This window comes from Candidatus Stygibacter australis (assembly GCA_030765845.1).
Lineage (GTDB): Bacteria > Cloacimonadota > Cloacimonadia > Cloacimonadales > TCS61 > Stygibacter > Stygibacter australis.
In genome coordinates this window covers 1-20,720 of record JAVCDJ010000039.1, presented here as the reverse complement: position 1 = coordinate 20,720, position 20,720 = coordinate 1, and the positions used below count along the sequence as shown (strand labels likewise).

Annotated in this window: 20 protein-coding genes; 5 read left to right on the top strand and 15 right to left on the bottom strand. The window is 38.5% G+C overall.

Annotated elements, in window-relative coordinates:
• Positions 1–131: 131 nt before the first annotated feature.
• The 6 genes from RAO94_02335 to RAO94_02310 are packed head-to-tail and all read right to left on the bottom strand — an operon-like array spanning position 132 to position 5,777.
• Positions 132–869, bottom strand: coding sequence for an outer membrane lipoprotein-sorting protein (locus RAO94_02335; GenBank protein MDP8321170.1), 738 nt, complete (start codon positions 867–869; stop codon positions 132–134).
• A gap of 10 nt (positions 870–879) precedes the next feature.
• Positions 880–2,151 (bottom strand): FtsX-like permease family protein, encoded by a 1,272-nt coding sequence (locus RAO94_02330; GenBank protein ID MDP8321169.1) that lies wholly within the window; start codon positions 2,149–2,151, stop codon positions 880–882.
• A 23-nt stretch (positions 2,152–2,174) separates the two neighbouring features.
• A complete protein-coding gene (locus tag RAO94_02325; GenBank protein MDP8321168.1) occupies positions 2,175–3,359 on the bottom strand; it encodes an FtsX-like permease family protein in 1,185 nt (394 codons plus the stop codon).
• Positions 3,356–4,066 carry an ABC transporter ATP-binding protein gene (locus RAO94_02320; GenBank protein ID MDP8321167.1) on the bottom strand — a complete coding sequence of 237 codons (711 nt, stop codon included), beginning with the start codon at positions 4,064–4,066 and terminating at the stop codon, positions 3,356–3,358. Before RAO94_02320 ends, RAO94_02325 begins: the two co-directional genes overlap by 4 nt.
• An 8-nt stretch (positions 4,067–4,074) precedes the next feature.
• On the bottom strand, positions 4,075–5,169 hold the full coding sequence (locus RAO94_02315) for a hypothetical protein (protein MDP8321166.1): 1,095 nt from the start codon (positions 5,167–5,169) through the stop codon (positions 4,075–4,077).
• Between the two features lie 26 nt (positions 5,170–5,195).
• Positions 5,196–5,777: a TetR/AcrR family transcriptional regulator gene (locus RAO94_02310; protein ID MDP8321165.1), complete on the bottom strand. Its 582-nt coding sequence runs from the start codon at positions 5,775–5,777 to the stop codon at positions 5,196–5,198.
• 458 nt (positions 5,778–6,235) lie between these two features.
• On the opposite strand from RAO94_02310, the gene RAO94_02305 reads away from it, so the two are divergent.
• From RAO94_02305 to RAO94_02285, 5 genes are read left to right on the top strand one after another with little or no spacing between them, the layout of a single operon-like run.
• On the top strand, positions 6,236–6,655 hold the full coding sequence (locus RAO94_02305; GenBank protein ID MDP8321164.1) for a hypothetical protein: 420 nt from the start codon (positions 6,236–6,238) through the stop codon (positions 6,653–6,655).
• A 9-nt stretch (positions 6,656–6,664) separates the two neighbouring features.
• Positions 6,665–7,846 (top strand): bifunctional phosphopantothenoylcysteine decarboxylase/phosphopantothenate--cysteine ligase CoaBC, encoded by a 1,182-nt coding sequence (coaBC, locus tag RAO94_02300; GenBank protein MDP8321163.1) that lies wholly within the window; start codon positions 6,665–6,667, stop codon positions 7,844–7,846.
• On the top strand, positions 7,836–8,591 hold the full coding sequence (locus RAO94_02295; protein ID MDP8321162.1) for an SDR family oxidoreductase: 756 nt from the start codon (positions 7,836–7,838) through the stop codon (positions 8,589–8,591). The genes coaBC and RAO94_02295 overlap by 11 nt, the downstream gene beginning before the upstream one ends.
• Complete coding sequence (locus RAO94_02290; protein ID MDP8321161.1) at positions 8,557–9,657, top strand: BamA/TamA family outer membrane protein; 1,101 nt, start codon at positions 8,557–8,559, stop codon at positions 9,655–9,657. Before RAO94_02295 ends, RAO94_02290 begins: the two co-directional genes overlap by 35 nt.
• On the top strand, positions 9,657–10,412 hold the full coding sequence (locus RAO94_02285) for a DUF3108 domain-containing protein (protein ID MDP8321160.1): 756 nt from the start codon (positions 9,657–9,659) through the stop codon (positions 10,410–10,412). Before RAO94_02290 ends, RAO94_02285 begins: the two co-directional genes overlap by 1 nt.
• Here the strand turns inward: RAO94_02285 and RAO94_02280 are convergent.
• The 9 genes from RAO94_02280 to purD form a co-directional block, all read right to left on the bottom strand.
• Positions 10,399–11,043, bottom strand: coding sequence for a hypothetical protein (locus tag RAO94_02280; protein MDP8321159.1), 645 nt, complete (start codon positions 11,041–11,043; stop codon positions 10,399–10,401). The two genes, RAO94_02285 and RAO94_02280, sit on opposite strands and share 14 nt — an antisense overlap.
• Before the next feature lie 5 nt (positions 11,044–11,048).
• Positions 11,049–12,494: a glycosyl hydrolase family 18 protein gene (locus tag RAO94_02275; protein MDP8321158.1), complete on the bottom strand. Its 1,446-nt coding sequence runs from the start codon at positions 12,492–12,494 to the stop codon at positions 11,049–11,051.
• Between the two features lie 27 nt (positions 12,495–12,521).
• The gene (hydF, locus tag RAO94_02270; GenBank protein MDP8321157.1) at positions 12,522–13,727 is read right to left on the bottom strand and encodes a [FeFe] hydrogenase H-cluster maturation GTPase HydF; all 1,206 of its coding nucleotides are present in this window, start codon (positions 13,725–13,727) and stop codon (positions 12,522–12,524) included.
• Positions 13,728–14,801 (bottom strand): [FeFe] hydrogenase H-cluster radical SAM maturase HydE, encoded by a 1,074-nt coding sequence (hydE, locus tag RAO94_02265; protein ID MDP8321156.1) that lies wholly within the window; start codon positions 14,799–14,801, stop codon positions 13,728–13,730.
• Between the two features lie 8 nt (positions 14,802–14,809).
• Positions 14,810–16,141 (bottom strand): aspartate ammonia-lyase, encoded by a 1,332-nt coding sequence (locus RAO94_02260; GenBank protein ID MDP8321155.1) that lies wholly within the window; start codon positions 16,139–16,141, stop codon positions 14,810–14,812.
• Positions 16,142–17,350: a hypothetical protein gene (locus RAO94_02255; protein MDP8321154.1), complete on the bottom strand. Its 1,209-nt coding sequence runs from the start codon at positions 17,348–17,350 to the stop codon at positions 16,142–16,144.
• Between the two features lie 44 nt (positions 17,351–17,394).
• Positions 17,395–19,185, bottom strand: a complete 1,791-nt coding sequence (guaA, locus tag RAO94_02250; protein ID MDP8321153.1) for a glutamine-hydrolyzing GMP synthase — start codon at positions 19,183–19,185, stop codon at positions 17,395–17,397.
• Positions 19,186–19,210: 25 nt separating this feature from the next.
• Positions 19,211–19,789, bottom strand: coding sequence for a formyltransferase family protein (locus tag RAO94_02245; GenBank protein ID MDP8321152.1), 579 nt, complete (start codon positions 19,787–19,789; stop codon positions 19,211–19,213).
• On the bottom strand, positions 19,790–20,720 hold a 931-nt coding region (gene purD, locus RAO94_02240), incomplete at its 5' end, for a phosphoribosylamine--glycine ligase (GenBank protein MDP8321151.1).

Genomic DNA, 20,720 nt, shown 5'->3' with positions numbered 1-20,720 from the left:
TCTTTTGTAATAAGATAATGGAAGAGAATTATCTCCCTTAAATTTGCGGGAGTAGCTCTTCTAAACATTATAAGAAATAACCAGCTGAATTAATCCTGATGGTCATTTTTTATTAAATCATAAGCCGGAAGTTATTTTCTTAAACTAGCTTTGCTGAAAACGCTTTCCGGGATATTTACATCCATTTCAATACTTTCAATCACAAGAATGGTTCCTTTGCCTTTAGTATTCAATATATCTTTATAGAAGATTTTAAAAGGATACCAGCGGTTCTGCACCTGTCTGAAATCAGAAAGTTCAACCCTTTTCAAAAGAGTTCCGCTTTCACCATATAATTCTTCCTTTACTGGCAGATATATCTCTTTGGCAACCCACAATTTTCTCTGGTAATAGGTGACCCCTTCTGTTTTGGCAGTTAGTAATATTACCCAGCAATCCCTTTCCTGATAATTCTCTTCACCTTCCAAAACCGGATCATAACTATCCTGGTAATTGTTTTCATCCATGAAATCTTCATAAGAAAGATCTGAACCATTTACTGACTGGCGTAATAAATGTCCTGACATCTGGATTATTCTGTCACTGTTCTTATCATAAATCCATAATTTATCTACCAGTTTCAGCATCTTGGTACCAGCCTCTCTGGGTGGTGAAAGGTATTCTGTAAAAGAATCCTGGCTGCCCCGTGTCCATGATCTTGTAGATATTTCCCTGCCGCCCCGTCTACCTTCAATCACCATACGCGATTCAATGATCTGTGAATCACTATACATGTTATTATCAATTTTACGGATTATTTCCTTTGCAGTATCTGCCCAGAGAAAGACTGCTGAGAATAATATTATCAAAGTTATCAGTACTACCTTCATATTTTTCCTCCTAATTCTCTAATTCTTTAAATAAGGACGCTGTGCTGCGCCGGAATACCGCCAGAGCGGCAAATCCCGCACCCAGTATTGTTGCCAGAAAACCAGGTATAAAACCTACTACGTAACTGAACCAGTTTACATCTGCAGAAATATCAGGACTCATCATCACTGTGGCTTTCGTAAGATATTGGCTCATATCAAAGGGATGACTTTGCAGCCAGTAACCAATGCCAACTCCTCCTGCAGTTCCGATTATGGAACCTAAGAAACCTATCAAGATGGCTTCCTCAATTAAACTTAAATAGATATGCCCGGCATGCTCACCAATTGCCAGTCTGAGACCCATCTCCCCATAACGCCTGATCCCATTGATCAAACCAAGATTCCATAACACCAGTCCCATAATAAACACAAAGAACCCAATTAAAATGAATATTGCTCCACGCATCCAGCTTAGCATTGATTCCATATCACCCTGTTTATGTAAGGGCAGCATAACTGGAGAAAATTCGTCTTTTGGATCAGAATATTTATTAATAAATTGCTCAGATATTGCTACTGATTCATTCCAGTGATATTCATTATCCTTATATATGCCTAATATCTCTCCAACTCCATTAGGCATATCCAGAAGCTGACGCGCATCTTTGATATCCATCAGCAACATTCCTCTATCAAGAACCGGAATACCAAACTCCACTACTCCAGTAACCTGATAATTACCCACTGCCATTCCTCCATACATGGTAGCAGTGATCAGACTGAGATCATTTCCAATATCAATACCAAGTTTTTTAAAAAGCCCCGTACTTAGCACGACTTCATTGTCTGCTGTTGGTAATTTTCCTTTTCGCAAAGCATCACCCAGATTCAAGAGCTTCAGTTCATCAGAATCCTTTGAAAGATCAACTGCCATCACAGCACTTTCACCCTGCACTATTGTTTCTCCCTGAGCATCAGGGACATCCACCAATCCACCAAACTGAATGCGCTCATACCAGTTAAGTTGAGGATAATCTTTTTTTAGATCTGCAAGTAATTCTTCTGCTCCCAAAAGACATAGATCATAGGGCTTTTCATCTAATTCCTCAGCATAAGCCCTGGTTATCACTTTCACATGTCCAGTATCATAACGGGCACTGCCATCAATAGAGATTCTTTCATAACCACGGATAAATGAATAATATAACGAAGTGGAAAGAACTCCAGTGGCAATCAGGATAATCGGCAATAAGCTTCTTGATCTATCCCGTAAAATCCCTTTAAGTATAAAATCTATCATTTATTCCTCCAATACTCATCTATTCAAGAGTATTGCTTTTTCTTTTTCTCAGGCACTGTCATCCTTCCTAACAGTGCATCGACCGGCAATAACCGGGATATACTCCGAACCGGCAGATAACTTACTGCCAGCATGATCATCAGGACAATTATCACGGTAAATATCACCAGGCCTATCGTGTATTGAGGATACATGGAATCGATGATCCCATCCACTCCATAAGCATCCATATAATCAGGCAGTCTTAATCCATTTTCCTGGAATTTTATCAGAAGCGGTGTACCCCAGACAGCAGCCAATCCCACAGAGAGTAGTCCAGAGATGAAACCCTCCAGCGTAAATATCCTGATTATCTGGTCTCTATTCATGCCAATTGCCATCATCATGCCCACTTCTTTGCGTCTTTTAAACAGTGCCAGCACCTGCGTATCAAAAACTGCTATCATAGCCAGAAAAAGCATTAGAGCATACATGAACATCCCTCCAGCTATTTTGGCGGATATCAAGGCCCTGAACTCAGAAAGTAAATAGTCTTGTGATTTAAATTTCCATTCATTGCCTAAGCCGGTAATTGGCTTTTCAATCGAGAAATAGTTCACTGCCTCTTCGCAACCCATCATCTTGCGTAATTGTTGAATTCCCAGCCAGACCTGTCCCTGATCTATAGACGACACTGTAGTTTTGAATATCTTGACTACTTCAAAACTGGCAGCATCAAAACTTCCGCCTGCATCCCTCCAGCGCAGCATCAATCGGTCACCTTCATCCAGTTTCAACTTTCGAGCAGTACGGTGGCCCAGCATTAATTTGTACCTGCCAGGCTCATATGTCAGCATCTCAGTAGGCAGTTCCAGCAGATCCTGCTCTTCTTCCACTCCCTTTAGAGTGATGTTCTTCATTCTACCCTGAGGATAGATCACACCCTGCCCTACTAAAAATTCCACTGCTTCTTCATCTGGCACTGAGGCTGGCATTAGCTGCCGGCTTTCATCATAACTGAACGAATCATAAGGATCATAGTCACTTTGCCAGTATTGCCCACCAGCTACATGCCACTTGATAATGCCATTTTCACCATCCTTCTGCCAGCCTGTGTACATCCCGTGAAAACCTATAATAGTTACGATCACAACGGACAGAATGAACACATTCAGCCAGGTGCGAAAACCACCTCCAATTATATTTCTCCAGGCTAATTTTAAAATCATCCTGTTACTCCGGTTTGTTGCTTGATAATATCATCAGATACTATCCTGCCATCTATCAATGTGATCTTTCTCCGCAGATAATTGATTACTTTGGCATCATGGGTGCTAAAGACGAAAGTTGTTCCCAGTTTCTCATTCAATTCCACCATAGTCCTCAGGATATGATGAGAATTTTCTGCGTCCAGATTTGCAGTTGGTTCATCAGCAAGAACAAGCTGGGGTTTCTTCACAATTGCCCGGGCTATTGCAACCCTTTGGCATTCTCCACCTGAAAGCTGAGCTGGTCGGCTTTTCAGTTTTGGCATCAATCCCACCCACTCCAGAGCATTGTTAACCATCTTCTTACGCTCAGAAGCGCTAAAATTGAGCAGTAATAGTGGAAATTCCACATTTTCAAAAACAGTATATACCGGGAGCAGGTTATAGGTTTGAAAGATGAAACCTATATGTCCACTTCGCAGATTTGCTGATTGCCTGTGGGTCAGTGATTTCACATCTTTTCCCAGCACCTCGACTATACCCTCTGATTGAACATCGAGCGAACCAATGATATTCAAAAGAGTGGTTTTTCCTGATCCGCTTGGTCCTACGATACCACTGAATTCTCCTTCTGTGATATTAAGATCTATTGATTTCAAGGCAGTAAATTTTCCAGTTCCCACCGGATAATGCTTATACATTTCTTTGATATTGATCAGTTTTTCCATGATCTCCCCTAATAATTTAATTGTAATAATATTTGCAGTGCAAATTCTGATGCCTTTTCCTGTGATGTTGTGTCCTGCACTCCTTGAGGTTTATAACTCAGATTAAAATACAGACTGTGATAATCATATACCCGATTATATGATATGTAATAATAGATATTTTCCTGCTCCTGATCATAACTGACAAGTCCCATTATACTATCATATAAGCCTATAGGATAATCGGCAGTCAGCAGACTGATAGTCCTTTCTTCCTCTGCTACTTCCATTAACTTGTCTTCTGTCCTGATATACTGATGTTCTGCCAGGAGATGCAATCCGTTCCCGATATCAAAGGTATAATCGGTTCCCAGAGTATAAAACTCTGCATATAATGGCAGATCATCCACTCCATCATAGATGGATATTGAGGTTTCCTGCCATAACCCTATCCCGATATCCCAGGAACTGTCAAAACCAAACCGCCTTTCCTGTGACTCCTCAAATAATTCTGTTTCTCGCTCATTAAAAGCCTGATTTTTCACTCCACGATTGTGATAGCTGAAACCAAGATCACCTCCTAACACTGAAATTTGTATCCTGCCACCCATCTCCAAGGTTTCATTGCAAGTTTCCACCAGTTCCATACCCTTCAATTTAGATTCATTATAAATTGCCCAAAACCAGTAATTACTATTATCCAGACCGTAATAGCGCATCAGCATACTCCACACTCCTTCGGTTTGCTGGCGTGGGTCAAGGGGATCAATTTTATCAAACCACTGCAGGCTGCGTAAATAACGAGCAGGTCCAAAATTGATCTTCTGCAATCCTATCCTGAATTCACTCTGCTCAGCATAAGATCTTAGCCAGAATCTATAAGCATCCAATTCAAAATCACTTTCCACATTCTTTTCAATAATCCCTGCCTCTCCCCGGGTCATTAATTCCAAATTGCTGTCAAGGCTGATATTACCGCTTTTGTAGATCACTTCTTGAATAGAAGGATAATATTCCAGATAAATTTCACCTTGATTTTGGGCGGAATTTCTGAGATATTCATTCGATAAGTAAATATCATGCTCAAATTTCCAGCCGAGAAGTGGTATCATGCTTAAAATCATTATTATCAATAAAATAAAGCGTTTCACTATCTTATCCTCACTCCATTAAATGAAATATTCAATACTGCAACGATCAAGGAAGCCAGATCTGGATAATATCCCTGTAGAGTTTCATCCATTACCAGATATTCCAGTTTAGTAAGATATATATAGATGAATTCTACATCAAATTCATCACTTAAATTTCCCTGCTTCTGTTCCTTACGCAAAAATTCTATGAATTGCCGTCCCATCTTCTCCTGTAGCTGATGTAACTGAATGCTGTAATCACTATCTGTGAGTATCTCATTAATAAGTAGATCACCCCAACTCTTTACCATCTCATATTTCAATCTGAGCATCTCCTGCATTTTCTCTGATAAACTCACACTATCATCTTTTAGATATTCCAGAAAATCAAAACCATATTCACGCTGTCGTGCCAGAATTAGCTCCATTATCGCCCGTTTACTTTTAAAATGACGGTATAAAGTTGTACGCGACACTTCTGCTGCCTGTGCAATATCTACCATACTAACTCGCTTCAGTCCAAGCCTTCTAAATAAATTAAATGCAGCTACCAGAATTTCATCCTGTCTTTGTAAAAATTCTTCTGTCACTTTTGTCATCTTCATTTCTCCTTTTATCTAACTATTAATTCCAGAGCCCCACTGGAACACTATTTAACTATCGGGACATATTCTGTTCCACTATACACATTCTGTCAAGTAAAACATATTTTGTACCATTTAAATTAATCTGTAACATCATGGTTTCTACTTAGTAATAGCTAATTATTTTTATTACAGTGCTTTCCTGAGTATTAACAATAATAGTTATTTCCCTCAGATCATCAAATTACCTGCCTTAAAGATATCTCACTGCAGAAAGACAAAGCACTATCTCACTTTATAATGTCAGTATGTGCTAAGTTGTTCCGGTTTATGAGCTATTAATATCTAAGTTGTTTCATTTATAAGGTTTATAGGCCTTATAGGATTTATAGGGCTAATAAGCAGGATTATGTCTGGTTTATTTTTCTTGACTAACATCATCAGTCAGATATTTAGCAGTTAGAGGAAATAATATGAGAAGTGTTGATCGGATAGACATGAACCGGAAGTGGGCAATACCTTCCTGGGTACCTATGCTGATGCTGGTTGCAGCAGTTTCAGGACTTTTGATCGGTCGGTGTAGTCATGCAGCTCGGGATAAATATATAGTCTTTTACAATATTGAGGTTCAGGAAGCCACCCAGGCAAATATCGATGTAACTTTTGAGGCTTATAACCGGTCTAAAGTTGATTTCGAAGGAGAAGGTGTCCTTATAAGAGCTTTTAATGAATATGGTGAGGAGATAGCGAGTAAGATAACAACAATCGACCTTAAATCAGGTGAAAAACAACGCTATCTCAAAGTACTCACTAAATTAACCAAATTAATAAAAAGCAAAGCTGATGTGGTAAGCGTGTCAGTTGAATTATATCATTCAAGTTTATTTAAATAGGATGTAAAAATGTTAGAGAATAGAAAAATTTTATTAGCAGTCAGTGGAGGGATAGCAGCATATAAAGCGATAGAGCTATGTAGTATGCTCAAGAAATCCGGAGCAGAAGTGAAAGTGCTCTGCACAGAAAATGCCAGCCAATTTATTAACCCGTTAAGCTTTGAGGTGATCTCTCAAAACAAAGTATATTCTTCAATGTGGGGAAATGATATTGCAATTCCGCACATTGAACTCGCTGACTGGGCTAATATAATAGTGATAGCACCTGCTACAGCTAATGTGATAGCCAAAATTGCTCAAGGTATTGGAGATGATCTGCTATCATCCACAATGCTGGCTGCTCATACTCCTGTCGTAGTAGTTCCTGCCATGAATATTAATATGTATAATAATCCCGCTACCCAGGCGAATATAGCGATTTTGCGAGAGCGGGGATATTTCTTTATGGAACCCGAAGAAGGTATGCTCGCCTGTGGATATAAAGGTAAAGGTAGATATCCGGTTAATCAGGAAATACTTTATCACATTATGATCTATCTAAAGCATGCTCTTGCCTGGAAAGGAAAGAAAGTATTGATCACCGCTGGAGCCAGCAGAGAAGATATTGATCCCATGCGTTTTATTACTAATCACTCAACTGGCAAAATGGGGATAGCACTTGCCCGTGCTGCTCATATAATGGGTGCAGAAGTAACACTTATTGCTGCTCATGTGACAGAATATATTCCTGAATATATAAAAACAATAAGAGCCTATACAGCGTATGAGATGCTGGCGGAATGTAAAAAGGAATTCCCGGGAACTGAGCTTTTGATAATGAATGCTGCTGTAAGTGATTATACACCAGCAGAATATCAGTCAGAAAAAATCAAGAAAAAAGACGATCTTTCCCTGGAATTAGTGAGAACTCAGGATGTTCTGGCAAATCTTTCGAGAATAAAACAGCCTAGTCAATTAATATGTGGTTTTGCCGCAGAAAGCGAAAATATTATTGAGAATGGCAAAGCAAAATTGCAGGCAAAAAATCTTGATTACATAGTAGCAAATGATCTGGGTGTTGCTGGTTCAAATATTACATCATGCACTTTTATTAAAAATGAAGATGAATTTGCTTTAATTGGTGATAAATTTCCAGTAGCTGTGCAAATCCTTGATTTCATTTCACCAGATATAATCCAAGATGAAAAATAATCAGGCAATAATCATTACTGGTGCTAATGGTAATCTGGCATCGTATTTTAATCATCAGGCACTGGACAAGGGTTATAATCTCATTCTATTTTATCATGATAAAGTTGATAGGATCCAATCAATCATTGATAAATATGCAACTCGTGTGAGACTGATAAAAACAGATTTTGCTGATTCCCGGGATCTTAAACCAGAACTTGATCAAATCATAGAAGCTACAGGTTGGCAGATTTCTGCATTATTTCATTGCTCTACTGCCAGATCTAATGACTTTCAGTCTTTATCAGACAGTACCCCAGAGACCTGGGAGCAGATAGTAGATGTAAATGTGAAAGGCACTTTTAGAATATTGCAGGCAGTTCTGCCCCACTTCCGCAAACAAAATTATGGAAAGATCGTGCTTCTGGGAAGTAACGTGACCCGGATAGGACTCCCTCGTGGTTCAGCCTATAGCGCATCAAAAGCTGCTATTGCTAATATCAGCCGTAGTCTGGCTACTGAAGAAGGCAAATATAATATTTTTATCAATACGATTTCCCCAGGTCCCATTAAGATAGATGACAGCCATTTTTCTGAGAGTTATCGTAAATTCAGGAAGGAATATTACCTGGAAAAAGTGAAAGAAATACCCTTAAAAAGATGTGCTTCATTTGAAGATGTATGTGGTCTTGCCTGGTTTCTGATCTCAGAAAATAACCAGTATATAACCGGTGAAGAATTTTTTGTTACGGGAGGTAAACTTTAAAAAGCTGCTATTACTTCTAATAATATTACTAATGGCAATAAATGCTCATTCAGCTGAAGAAAAGGCATTCGCTTTCTATCCTTTTGGTGCTTATTCACCTGAAACCAGCGTGTTTTTAGGAGGATATGGCATATATACTTATAGACCAGAAAATCTTCCTGTAAATTATCAACCTGCATCACTGGAATTTAACCTGATTGTTAGCTTTAAGAAACAGTTGAGAGCATTGATCCGAAACCGTATTTATCTTGCTGAGGGTAAATATTCACTAGGTATTCCCTTGCGTTATTACCTTTGGCCCACCACTTTTTATGGTATTGGAAATCAATCGAAACCTGTAATGGATGAAAAATATTCCAGACAGTATTATGAATTCAGTCCCTATTTTGAATATCATCTAAATAATATTGTAACCCTTACTTTATCTGTATCTCTGGAGCAGAATAAGATTACTGAGAGTGAACTGGATAATGATCTGCTGAGTCATGAAGTCACAGGATTTGAAGATTATCTGATAACAGGCATTGGCTTTGGCATTGAGCGAGAGACTATTGATAATAGCTATTTTCCTACGAAAGGGAGTAAACTATCATATCAGATACAAATATATGATCACCTTTTTGGCAGTGATTATGATTTCAGGAAATCTACTTTTAATTATCGCAGATACTTATCTGTTTCTCAAACACATATTATTGCAGGGCAATTTCTACTTAAATCTGTTGCCGGAGATATTCCCTTTGAGAAATATAGTGATCTGGGAAGTGATATGAGAGGTTTTGACGACCATAAATACATTAATAATCACTTTATCCTGTGCAGACTTGAAGATCGTATCTTCCCCTGGAAAACAGATTTCTTACAACGAATTGGGATAGCTGCCTTTATTGAAACAGGTCAGGCGATGTCCTCGATATCTGAAATCGATATGGAAAACCAGAAATTCAGTGCTGGTCTTGGCTTCAGATATATTTTGGTCCCTGAGCAAATGCTTACTCTAAGAGCTGATTTCGCCTTTAGTAAAGATGGTTTTGAAATGGAAATAATCTCATTTGAGGCATTCTAATGAAAAATATTATTCTGACTTTTATTTTATTTCTTAGTCTGTATTGCCAGGCTGGTTTTGGTGCAGGGGAGGAATTGAATTTTGATATCAGCTATGGTATCATTACCGCTGGAAGCGTTAATATGCTTGTGGAAAAAGGTGTAAATCAGGATTCTATTCCAGTTTACAAGGTAACCTCACGAGCAAAAACAACTTCCTTCTTTGATAGATTATATAAAGTGCGTGATTTAATTGAGATAGAATTCTCACAAAATGATTTTCAAACCTTTCGCTATCATAAAAAACTGCGTGAAGGCAGTTATAGACAGAATAGGATCAATCTTTATTATCCCAATCTTGGATATGCTAATTATCTTAGATACCATAGAAAACCCAAAAAATGGTCTGATAGAAGATATGATATCCCTGTCCCTTCGCACGATATTTTTACCACTTTCTTCAAAGTGCGTACCCTGGAATTTGCTGTAGGAGATACAATCCAGGCGACTGTTGCAGAAGATGCTAAAATCACTATTGTAAATATATTGATCAAGCGGATCAAGAAAATCGATACCATCTTTGGGGATATCGATTGTTATGAACTGGAACCTCAACTACGTGGTACAGATTCCATTTTTAAGCAGAGTGGTGATATCTTTATTTATCTTACGGCTGATGAGGAAAAGATACCGGTATTACTGAAAAGTGAAGTTATCTTTGGCAGCTTTAGGGCTACGCTGAAAAATTATAAACCAGCTGCAATTAACCAACCTTGACCTTATGTAGTTTAATTTCTTTCCCAGCAGCAACCAGCAAGGCATGAAATTCCTGCAATACCCTGTAATCTTCTGGCATACTTTTTTCACAAATTGCTCTTAATTCATCATACGGCAGATTCCAATAGGAATACCCATACTCTTTGAATACTCTTCTGCTGTAGGCATCTATTACCATAATGTTCACATGGTATGCATAGAGCAGGATACTATCTGCAGTTTCCTTACCTATTCCCCATAATGAAAGAAGTTCATCTCTTGCCGGTATTCCATTTCTGTATTCATTCAGAAATTTGCAAAACACTTTTAATTTACGGGCTTTTTGATTATAATAACCACTGGATCTGATCAATTCTGCTAATTCGTCCTGGTAAACTTCTAATATCCTTTCAATAGAAATCAGATTCGCTTCTTTTAAATTATAAAGGGCTTTTTCCACATTAAACCAGTTAGTATTCTGAGTGAGTATTGCTCCAATGCATATTTCCAGTCTTTCTGATTCATTGCGAGGAAAAGAATAATCTTGGGGATGATAACAAGATAATCTTTCTGATTGAGGATCATCACACAGAATAGGCCACCAGCCCTGACAGCCATATTTACTTAATAAATTCTTATATAGTTCTCGCAATATCTTTATTCTTCCACAGGAAATTCAAATATCATACCGACCACATAGCGCATTATCAATGCTGAACCATATGCATCTATATTTGTATCACCGCTTACATCTGCTTTTTGCAAACGCTCTTCTTCCCAGGGCAGAGGATCTATTTCCGGTATTGGATCCATTCCCACAAAATATTGTAATACCAGTGAAGCATCATAAGCTGTGATCTCAGTATCATCGTCTATATCACCATACATGACCTCACCTTCAGAACTGAATACCGCATAGATCACATCCAGCAGCTCTTCATTATGATCTCCGTTAAACTCCCAGAACATCGCTCCACCCAGTTCCATTTCAAGTACATAATCGGCTTTGCAGGCAGTTGATAAAGTGTCGCAGTAAGTAATCATTACCTGCGAAGAGGCATTATATAGCCATGATATCTGAGCTTCTTCGTCCCAGAAATCCTCGTAACCATTCACACCATTGTAATTTGCCTGCAGGTCATAGTAATCATATACACCATTTTCCCAGGTGCCGAACCAGGGACAGTTTGTCCATTCCTGATATAAACCGTTATTTGCGTTTGTCACGCCAGCAAATCCTCGTCCATAAAATGGGAAACCAACCTGCAGTTTATCACTTTCAATTCCCGCAGCCAGATACGTCTGCACTGCTGCATCTGTATTATAGCCACTGTGATAAGGTTCTGGAAGTGGATCATCTTCCTGACTGTATATTGCCGATAAATGCCCGGTTACCGCATCTCCACCCCCTGGCCAGGGTCCATGAAAATCATAAGTCATAATATTGAACCAGTCCAGATAGGGTTCCATCCCTGCCAGGTCATGATTCGCTATCTTTTCTGGTCCTGCTGGTGTCGCTACAGTCAAGAGGTAATCTCCAGCAGCATCAAGTTGACTGCGCATTTCTGCCAGCAGCAGCACAAAATTCTCTGGGTCATCTTCACTATAGTAATTGGTTTCCAAACCTCCGCCCACAGGATATTCCCAATCAATATCTACTCCGTCAAATTCATATTCCTGAATAAATTCCACGCAGGAAGCAGCAAAATTCTGCCGTGATTCTGCCGTAGCAGCCACCAGTGAGAAGTAAGTTGACCATGTCCAGCCACCTACAGAAATCAGTGTTTTCACCTCTGGATAATTAGCTTTGAGTATCTGCAATTGATGGAATGAGCCTCGTAATGACCCGGGTTCCCAACTATCACCAGGATAGAACTTATCAATATCAGCATAAGCATCGCCCAGCATTATTTCTAAGGTATTAGGATTGATATTGGCAAAAGCATAATTAATATGAGTGATCTTCTCGGCTGGTATATCTGTGACATGATAATCACGCACATAAACTCCCCAGGAAGCGAAGTATCCGATAATCCGCTTATCCATATCAGCTGATGAACTAAGGATAATACCCAGAAATAGTATTATTATTATCTTCTTCATTCTACTGCTCCATAAAACAATATGTCATTATAATTCATAACCCAGTGGCTTCACTGTGCGTGCCAGCACACCCTGCAATTTAGAGATTGCCAAACCATAATTGGTAATTGCCACGCCCCTTCTTTCCGCTTCTTTTATTCTTCTCTGCATCTCTGTTTGACCTATCATACAGCCGCCACAGTGCAATATCAGATCAAATTCCTCCAGGTCTTCCGGATAGTCATGACCGGTTGTCACTTCCAATTCCAGCTTTTTACCAGTGTATTGAAGTAACCAGCGCGGTATCTTCACTCTGCCGATATCATCACATTGCACATTATGGGAGCAGTTTTCTGCAATAAGTACTTTATCTCCATCCTGCAGTTGATCTATCTTATTCACTCCCTGTAATAATATGTCAAGATCACCCTTGTATCTGGCGAATAATATCGAGAAAGTAGTAAGACGCACTTCCTGAGGAATATCCCCATCAACTTTTAATATCACCTGAGAATCAGTGATCACCAGGTCAGGATTTTTTGCCAGTTTCTCCAGAGCAGCCTCTATCTCACGCTCCTTCACTATCATCCCGATAGCATCATTATCCAGTATCTCACGCAGTATCTGCACCTGTGGCAATATCAGTCTGCCTTTAGGTGCAGCAGTATCAATTGGTGCTATCAAAAGAACCACATTACCTGGCTGGATCAAATCACCCACCAGCACCTTCTCCTGTCTGAATTCTGGTGGGGCCAGCCTGGCAAGTATTTCCTTCAATTCCTTCACTCCAGTACTATCCGCAGCACTTACAGCAAACCACTTCCAGCTTTTGATATTACATAAATCAATATCTGCAGTAGCTGGTTGGGCAATATCTGCTTTATTAAATACAATTATGAAAGGTATTTTAAGCTCAGATATCCTTTGTAATATTTCCTGATCTACTGGGGTTATTCCTTTTTCATCAACAACTACAATTGCTATATCTGTCCTGTATAGTATCCTCTCAGTTGCCTTTACCCGTTTCTTACCAAGCTCACCGATGTCATCTATTCCTGCTGTATCATATAGAGTAACGGCTCCTAAAGGTAATAATTCATATGATTTTGCTACTGCATCAGTAGTGGTTCCCTCAATCTCAGATACTATTGCTATTTCCTGACCTACTAAGGCATTTATCAAAGAACTCTTTCCAACATTTCTTCTACCCACCAGGCTTAATATCAGCCGTTCACCACGAGCTACTTTTGCCATTTACATCTTCCCCACTCTTTTTTGCCAGTGTCGTGAGTTTCCCTGAATGCCATAAGCAACTGATTCACCCAGAGAACTTATTGATTTATCCAAAGCCAGCCGGAAATCTTCTGCACTTTCATCACATACGGGCTTCCCATCATATAAAAGATAATCTCCACGATGCTCATTCTCAGTGATCACTGGCATAATGACATTTGCACCAGCCATCAATCCCTTTTCTCTACCCTTTGGATCAAGGGCATGTAAAGCTGTTGTAGCTGCAATATTTACATCTTTCAGGAATAATCTTACTAAAGCTATCATCTTGATCCCCATGCTCATAAGCCATTCTTTATCATATTCCGGATGATCCTCACCCAGAGGTGTATCTTTATGAGGTATCCAAGGACCCATTCCGATCATATCTATATCCCAATCTTTGAAGAAAATCAGATCATCAGCCAGATATTCTGCTTTTTGATCAGGTAAACCTATCATCACTCCTGTTCCAACCTGATAACCTGTTTTTCGAAGTAATTTTAAGCATTCCAGTCTTTTATCAAAAAGATGATCTTCTGGATGAAGTTTTTTATAAAACTCCCGGTTGGAAGTCTCAATCCGTAATAAATATCTTTGAGCTCCGGCATCCCGCCATCTCTGGTAAGTTTCTTCTGTCTGCTCACCGCAAGATAGAGTGACCCCCAGATCATCGCCAGAAAATTCTTTAATGCCTAACAAAATATCTTCTACAAAATCGACAAATTCCGGATCATCACGTTCTCCAGACTGCAGAGCCAGAGAGGCATATTTATGTTTCCAGGCCCATTTTGCTGACCTGATTATCTCTTGCTTATCTAAAATAAATCGGTTTACTTTGCTATTACCGCATCTGATCCCGCAATAATAACAATTCTTACTGCAAATATTAGATATTTCGATCAATCCTCTAAAATAAACCCGATTCCCTACATATTTCAGTTTAGTTTTATATGCTTCTGAATATAATTCCTTCAAATCTTCCTGATCTTCGAGCTGCAGCAGGTAGATAAGATCATCCCTGCTAAGATTATCATAATTTAATGTTTTTATCACTTCTTCTCCTAAAATCCTAACTTATACATCTGAGCAGGTGATAATAACTCTTTCAGCTCTTTTTCACTTAATAATTGCTTCTCTAATATCACTTCTTCCAGACTCTTTTTTCTCTCTCCTGCTTCTAATATCAAAGCTTCCACCTGAGTATAACCCAGTCGGTTGATCAATACAGTTGCCAAGGCTCCACTGCTTTTTACCTTATCTAAACAAACCTCATCATTAGCTGTAATGCCCTTCAGACATTTCTGGCAGAATAACGGTATACTGTTGATCAATAACTCCATTGATTCAAGCATTGTGATTGTCAATAAAGGTAAGAACTGATTTAGCTCCAGGTTACCAAGGGCAGCTACCTGACTGATCAAAGTGTCATTATTCATAACCTTCAAACTCACTTGACCTATCATCTCAGGCATCACTGGATTCACTTTGCCAGGCATTATACTTGAGCCTTTTTGCAGCTCAGGAAGCTTGATCTCTCCCAGTCCTCCCATAGGACCACTGCTTAAGAACCTGATATCCTGACTGATCTTAAATAGATTTACTCCTAATGTTTTCAACATACCTGATATTTCTACAATTGGATCCAGGTTTTGCGTAGCATCCACCAGATTTTCTGCGCGAGCAATACTTAGACCTGTTATTTTCCGTAATTGCTCAGTAACTTTGAAGATATATTCTCTGGGAGCCGTTAAGCCCGTGCCGATTGCCGTTCCACCCAGATTTATCTGCTTAATCCGTTCACGACTTTTAAATACCCGCCACCTGTCTCTGGCAATTGCCTCTCCCCAGGCTCCAAACTCCATCCCAAGTGTCATTGGAACTGCGTCCTGCAATTGAGTTCTTCCCAGTTTTACTACATCTCTGAACTCCAGTTCTTTTTCCTGCAGCACTTCCTGCATTGTCTGAAGTTCCAGTTCAAGTGATTTCAAAAGGTAAAGGATAGAAACCCTTAAAGCTGTAGGATATACATCATTTGTTGACTGATGAAGATTCACATGATGAATTGCATGTACCACTTCCTCATCCAGCTTCTCATTTGCCAGTCCTGCTATAACTTCATTGAAGTTCATATTAGTTGATGTACCTGCTCCTCCTTGATACACATCAACTACTATCTGGTCATCATAATTATTCCGGGAAAGCTCCTCACACACTGAGATAATCACCTCACCTCTTCTTTTATCAAGATAACCAAGTCTCACATTTGTCTCAGCACACGCCTGTTTCACCTCTGACATTGCTTTAATGAACACTTTGGGTAACCTTCTACCTGATACGTTAAAATTCTCGATAGATTTTTCGGTCTCTACTCCGAAATATTTCTTTTTGCTCATTCAAAATCCTATTTCCAAATTGATTTTCCACAACTCATTTTCTTCATAAGAAAATGTTGTATTAAGCTTATCTGTAGTTTTAAATTTTATTGCTGGTTGAAAGACCAGAGCATCATCAAATCTGTTCCTCAAATGATCATCATAAAAATAATTCAATTCCAATATCACACTTATCCTATCTTTTAACTGCTTATAAAATATATAATTATTAATTGCTACCTGGGTCTTACCCAGATCAAGATAAATCGATCCGAAGGAAAAATACAAGTCAGGTAAAGTAACATTTCCAGACAAAAATGGTGTCACAAGCAGATAAGCATTTGCAAAACTGCTATCAATCAGCCCTGTTTTATAACCAGTAACCCCAAATGCAGCTGAAATTTTATTATACCGACCTGAATATGGTAATATTTGATATTTAAATTGTAATTCCTGCTGTTCATATTTGTTTTCATAAAACGATGAAGTAGCTGAGAACTCAAACAGCCAGGTTTTCCAGGCAAATGCTATTTCATTTAAAGAAATGGGAAAGAGAGTGGATTTCAGATTTAATTGATAATCAAAGGGGATCAATTGACCGTTTCTGAAACTTACTGCTTTGTATGGTGGAGTGGAATCAAAAAATTCGGGATATTTATTTCTCATTTGCAGCATTAGATCATCTTTGACTTGAGATAATGAATCTTTGATCTTCACTCTTTCCTTTTTGTTACGAATTTTTTCTCTCTCTTTCTCTTCTTCCATTCTGTTTTTAGCGATCAACTTATCTAATTCTATCTTTTGCCTTTCCAAATCGCGAAAAACTTCTTCCCGCAAAATATCATTGTATTCATTCTTCTTGTATTTGATTATACTGAAAAAGCTCTTTCCATCGTAATAATGCCCCGCAAAAGCTATACCACGCAGACCTATATCAGAGCTGATTTTGATCTTCTTATTAATCTCATCAGTTACCTTGCCGTTTCGCTCTTTAATATATCGATTCACTTCACTTTCCACTTTTGTTTCCAGTGACATACCGAATCGTTCCAGGGCAATTTTATCAGCTTCTTTTTCTGATTTCTCAGCAACACCCACTCCAAAATAGTACTTCTTAAAATTCTTAATACTGCCCGTTTCTTTGTAATAACTCACCCAGTCAGGTTCTGAATTCCCAAAAAGTATAACTCCTATAACCAATATACAGAATAATACTATTAATTTCTTCATAACTATATCCTTTTCTTATATTATCAGTTAGATCAATGAGAGAATTACTCCCATTCAATAGTTGCTGGAGGTTTGGAGGTGATATCATAAAATAGATCAGCGACAAAAGGTAATTTTTTTACTTCCAAAACTAGTTCTCTTAAGAAATCAAAATCCATTTCATAGAAATCTGCTGTCATGGCATCAATTGAAGTCACGGGACGCATTACATAAACCTGTCTGCCCTGATGATCAAATAGAGGTAATTGCACGACAGGCATTTGCCAGATTTCTTCAATGGGCTTCACCCTTTGCATCAATAGATGATCTACCTGCCTTAGTTGATCACAGGCAATTTTAGTGAGACGGTGTTTCTTGAGAGAATAACTTTCTTTTTGCTCCATAATCGCGAATAAAGCTCTATTTACAGAACTAAAACTATTAATAGTCATTCGAGCAGCGATTCTTAATTCCTGCCAGTTTTGGACGTTATTTGATCTGTAGGAAAGCAAAACAGGATGATGATAGGTTCGGAAGTCTCCCATTACGCCAACACTGCGTATTGGAAGTATTTCTGCCTTAAAATTGCGATTTTTTATGATTTCTTCCAGTTTTGCTGTTTCAGTATTATCATAGGGTATTACAGTGGTAGAATCAGATGTTAAGATCCTGATCGCCAACCCGGGACCCGGAAATGGATGACGATTTACCAGTTCTTCCGGAATACCCAACTCTATTCCGAGTTTGCGAACCTCATCTTTATATAATTCCCTGATAGGTTCAATAATTTTCCCTTCAGCCAGCAGCTTTTCTATCTCTTTTACCCGATTATGATGGGTTTTTATCTTTGCTGATTTAGCTGAATCTCCACTTTCAATTGTATCTGGATAGATAGTTCCCTGGACGAGTAAAATATTATCTCTATTAAATTCAGCAATTGCATTATTAGCTATTTCCACAAATAATCTGCCAATTATCAGTCTTTTTGCTTCAGGCTCAAATATATCCTTCAATTCCCTAAGGTAAACATCCTCCGCATCAATCAGCTTCAAGTTATCATAACCCAATTCCTGTAAGTGATTTACAATATTATCTGATTCCTGATATCTCATAAAACCAGTGTCTATATGAATAGCAAAAACCCTCTTTTTCCCTATTGCAGCAAGGCACAATTCCATGGCAACCAGTGAATCCACTCCACCTGATAATAATATCAGTAAATCATTATCACCAGCTTGTTTGCGTACCGATTCGATCAATTCATTCTTGAAATTATCCACTCTCCAGTCCCTGCGATCGGTGCAGATATTCAGGAAGTTATCCAGAATTTTATACCCAAATTCCGTGTGAGATACTTCCGGATGAAATTGTACTCCAAATATTTTGTCATCATCCGATTTATAAGCAGCAATTGGAACCTGATCAGTTGCTGCTAGGATTTCATATCCTGAAGGTAGTTTAACTACGTGATCACCGTGACTCATCCACACTTTCTGTTTGAATGCTGTATCTTTGAAAATTGCAGTTTGATCATAGCAATCAATTTCAGCATAGCCATATTCTTTATTTGAACCACTTTCTATCAAGCCCCCGATCTTATGGGCGATCAACTGATGTCCATAGCAAATACCCAAAACAGGAACTGAACTCTTTTCAATAGACCATTTAATTCTATAAGCATCTTTGGCATTAACAGATTGAGGTCCACCGGAAAATATAATTCCGGCAATATGAGTTTTAAATTCAAATTCTTCAGGCTGATAGATCTCACTGAATATTCCCAAGTTTCGAATTCTGCGTGCTATCAGGTGAGTGTATTGACCACCAAAATCTAAAATAGCTATTTCTTTTTGCATTATTTAAGAATTCCTATCAAATTAGTTATTTGCTGAACAACTCTGCAAGCACATCGCTATACAATTCATGTTCTACTTTCAAACCAGTTATCTCTATATTATCTAGTGTTTTAGTATTCCTTAGATCAACCACTTTCTGAGCTATTATTTTGCCGGTATCCAAACCCTTATCCACATAATGAATTGTGATCATTGTCTCTGAAAGTTTGTTCCTCCAGGCCCATTCATAACCATGTAATCCCTGATGCTGCCTGGTATCTGCAGGATGAATATTGATTATCCTCTCAGGAAAAAGACTGATGATCTCAGAGGAAATTATCAGCATATAACCAGCAAGTATGATATAATCTGGTTCAATTTTCTCTAACCATTCTTTAAGTTCAAAATTGTATTGATCCCGTTTCTTACATTTTGAAATGATTACTTTTGTGGTAAATCCCAGTTTTTCTGCAGTTTCCAATCCGGGAGCATCCTCCTTATTACTGAAAACATGAGTAATTTCTACTAGTGATTCCAGTTTGCCAGAGATTGTATTTCTAAGGATAGCTTCCATATTTGACCCTCTGCCAGAGATCATAATTAGAAGCTTGATTTTATCTTTCATTTATAAATTCCTGGTACCTATATCAGTCCGATAATACATATCCTTAAATGATACTTTGGAAACCAGATCATAAGCGTTCTTGATCGCAGAATTAAGATCTTTTCCATCAGCAACCACATTCAATACTCTGCCGCCAGATGTTACAATTATATCATTGTCTAATTTACTGCCAGCATGGAATATAACACCATCTACTTCAAGTGGAATATCAATAGGATAACCTTTGGTGTAATGAGAAGGATAACCTCCTGATGCCAGGACTACATCCACAAAATATCCTGGATTAAATTCCAGGTTAAATTCTTGTAATCCTCCCTTGAAACACGCCAGAACTAGTTCAAGCAGATCACTTTTTAAGGCAGGTAATACAACCTCTGTCTCTGGATCACCCATGCGTACATTATACTCGAGCACACTGACCCCATCGGGAGTAATCATTAAACCAAAATAGAGCACACCGTGGTAATTGAAATTTTCTTGCTTTAAGCCCTGGATAGTTGGTTCAATTATTTCCTTCTTGATCTGTTCCAGCATTTCATCTGTGCAGAAATCCACGGGGCAATAGGCACCCATTCCTCCCGTATTGGGTCCTTTATCGTTATCCAATAATTGTTTATGATCCTGAGAAGGTAATAATATCTGATATTCTGAGCCATTGGTGAAAGCGAGTATAGATAATTCCTGACCAGTAAGTAATTCCTCGATCAGAATTCTGGCATCAGCACCATAGGTATCATTTATAATGATAAGGGCATCTTCTACTTCTTTAAGGGTATTACAAACAAAAACGCCCTTGCCTGCTGCCAGTCCATCATACTTGATCACGCATTTTCCCTTAAGTTTTTGACAGTATTCCCGTGCTTTAGCAGAATTATCAAATCTTTCATAAATAGCAGTTTTAACGCCATATTTGATCATGAACTCTTTGGCG

What these genes read in the sequence shown, in the direction of transcription:
- RAO94_02335 (MDP8321170.1), bottom strand. Translation starts at nt 869, where the DNA reads ATGAAGGTAGTACTGATAACTTTGATAATATTATTCTCAGCAGTCTTT.
- RAO94_02330 (MDP8321169.1), bottom strand. Translation starts at nt 2,151, where the DNA reads ATGATAGATTTTATACTTAAAGGGATTTTACGGGATAGATCAAGAAGC.
- RAO94_02325 (MDP8321168.1), bottom strand. Translation starts at nt 3,359, where the DNA reads ATGATTTTAAAATTAGCCTGGAGAAATATAATTGGAGGTGGTTTTCGC.
- RAO94_02320 (MDP8321167.1), bottom strand. Translation starts at nt 4,066, where the DNA reads ATGGAAAAACTGATCAATATCAAAGAAATGTATAAGCATTATCCGGTG.
- RAO94_02315 (MDP8321166.1), bottom strand. Translation starts at nt 5,169, where the DNA reads ATGATTTTAAGCATGATACCACTTCTCGGCTGGAAATTTGAGCATGAT.
- RAO94_02310 (MDP8321165.1), bottom strand. Translation starts at nt 5,777, where the DNA reads ATGACAAAAGTGACAGAAGAATTTTTACAAAGACAGGATGAAATTCTG.
- RAO94_02305 (MDP8321164.1), top strand. Translation starts at nt 6,236, where the DNA reads ATGAGAAGTGTTGATCGGATAGACATGAACCGGAAGTGGGCAATACCT.
- coaBC (MDP8321163.1), top strand. Translation starts at nt 6,665, where the DNA reads ATGTTAGAGAATAGAAAAATTTTATTAGCAGTCAGTGGAGGGATAGCA.
- RAO94_02295 (MDP8321162.1), top strand. Translation starts at nt 7,836, where the DNA reads ATGAAAAATAATCAGGCAATAATCATTACTGGTGCTAATGGTAATCTG.
- RAO94_02285 (MDP8321160.1), top strand. Translation starts at nt 9,657, where the DNA reads ATGAAAAATATTATTCTGACTTTTATTTTATTTCTTAGTCTGTATTGC.
- RAO94_02275 (MDP8321158.1), bottom strand. Translation starts at nt 12,494, where the DNA reads ATGAAGAAGATAATAATAATACTATTTCTGGGTATTATCCTTAGTTCA.
- hydF (MDP8321157.1), bottom strand. Translation starts at nt 13,727, where the DNA reads ATGGCAAAAGTAGCTCGTGGTGAACGGCTGATATTAAGCCTGGTGGGT.
- RAO94_02260 (MDP8321155.1), bottom strand. Translation starts at nt 16,141, where the DNA reads ATGAGCAAAAAGAAATATTTCGGAGTAGAGACCGAAAAATCTATCGAG.
- RAO94_02255 (MDP8321154.1), bottom strand. Translation starts at nt 17,350, where the DNA reads ATGAAGAAATTAATAGTATTATTCTGTATATTGGTTATAGGAGTTATA.
- guaA (MDP8321153.1), bottom strand. Translation starts at nt 19,185, where the DNA reads ATGCAAAAAGAAATAGCTATTTTAGATTTTGGTGGTCAATACACTCAC.
- RAO94_02245 (MDP8321152.1), bottom strand. Translation starts at nt 19,789, where the DNA reads ATGAAAGATAAAATCAAGCTTCTAATTATGATCTCTGGCAGAGGGTCA.